Annotated in this window: 1 protein-coding gene; it reads right to left on the reverse strand. The window is 62.8% G+C overall.

Going from position 1 to position 1,311, the window contains the following annotated elements:
• Window positions 1-1,204, reverse strand: a 1,204-nt coding sequence (locus GGR38_RS23935; RefSeq protein ID WP_183629520.1) for an IS1380 family transposase, incomplete at its 3' end; no start/stop codon positions are given.
• Between the last annotated feature and the right edge of the window lie 107 nt (window positions 1,205-1,311).

Below are 1,311 nucleotides of genomic sequence, written 5' to 3' on the forward strand. Positions count from 1 at the left end.
TGGTTTTCGGGATGGCTTGCCGGAGGCGCCACATCAGCCAGTAGGCGGCGGTATGCAGGATCAGTCGCATCTGGTTGGCATTGGCTGAGCGGCAGGAGGTGCGGTCGCTGGCGAGCTGGGACTTGTGCATCTTGATGAGGTTTTCGGCCTGGCCGCGAGCACAGTAGAGCGTATCGTATATGTGCTCGGCCGAGCCTCCGGCCAGCGAGGTGACGACGTAGCGGATGTCCATACCCAGCGTACTGGCCTCGATCCTGGCCACGACGCGGCGCTGACATTTCCAGCTTTTCGCACCGTAACGCGTTTCGGCATAGTGGCGCAGGACCACCCGGTCTTCCTCAGCCCGTTTGACCGCGCAGGCATCGGCAACCTTCACGATTGTGGGATCGGCGCGCAGGGCGGCATTGGTAGGAAGGCCCAGGACATAGTCGATGCCGTGCGCTTCGCAGAAGGCCATGACCTCGGGGCGGCCATAATGTCCATCGCCGCGGATCGTGATATGCGTTTCGCTCCAGTGTCGACGAAGGTGCCGGACCAGGCGCCGGATGTGGCCTGCTGCTTCCTGGCCTGATGGCGTCTTGCCGGTGCGCAGCAACATGGCGACCGGGCGCCCTGTTGCTGTGTCGTAGACATGGATCGGCAGGAAGCAGCGCTCCCCGTGGTGGCCGTTCCAGAAGGAAAGCTGCTGATAGCCGTGGACGACATCGCAGGTGTCATCGATGTCCAGCGTTACCGCTTGGGGCGGGGATGGATAACTGGCGCAGTAGATGCCAATCATGACCTGCATCATGCGCGCCAGCTCGCGCGTTGACGGCGCGTTTTCCCAGCGGCTCATCGTCGGTTGGCTGGCAAGGCCCGCGCCCGACCCCGGCAGCTTGCCCAGTGCCAGACGGAAGCCAGGATCATCGCGCAGAGCATCAAGGTCGTCGGCATCCTCATAGCCGCAGCAGATCGCCAAGACCCGCGCCCGCAGGATGTCATCGACTTGGTGGATCACCCGAGACTGATCGCGCGGATCGGCAATGCAGGCGGCGAGCCGCGCACAGAGCCCCATCTCGCGCTCGGCCTGCCCCAGCAGCAGAACACCTCCATCCGACGTGATCCGACCGCCGTCGAAGGCCGCTGTGACTTTCTTGCGGACGACTGCTGGAAACGAAATCAGCAGCGCGCTATCGTCGCCCTCGGCGGGTGTGGCTTGTGGCATTTTTTGCCCCGTTATAGGTTTGGTCTAAGCACCCAATTTCCTATAACAGGACAATGCCTTACGCTACTCCCGCCAACCCTCTCGTGCGCTCCGGTGAATAACAGAGG

Source organism: Novosphingobium sediminicola (genome assembly GCF_014196525.1).
Classification (GTDB): domain Bacteria; phylum Pseudomonadota; class Alphaproteobacteria; order Sphingomonadales; family Sphingomonadaceae; genus Novosphingobium; species Novosphingobium sediminicola.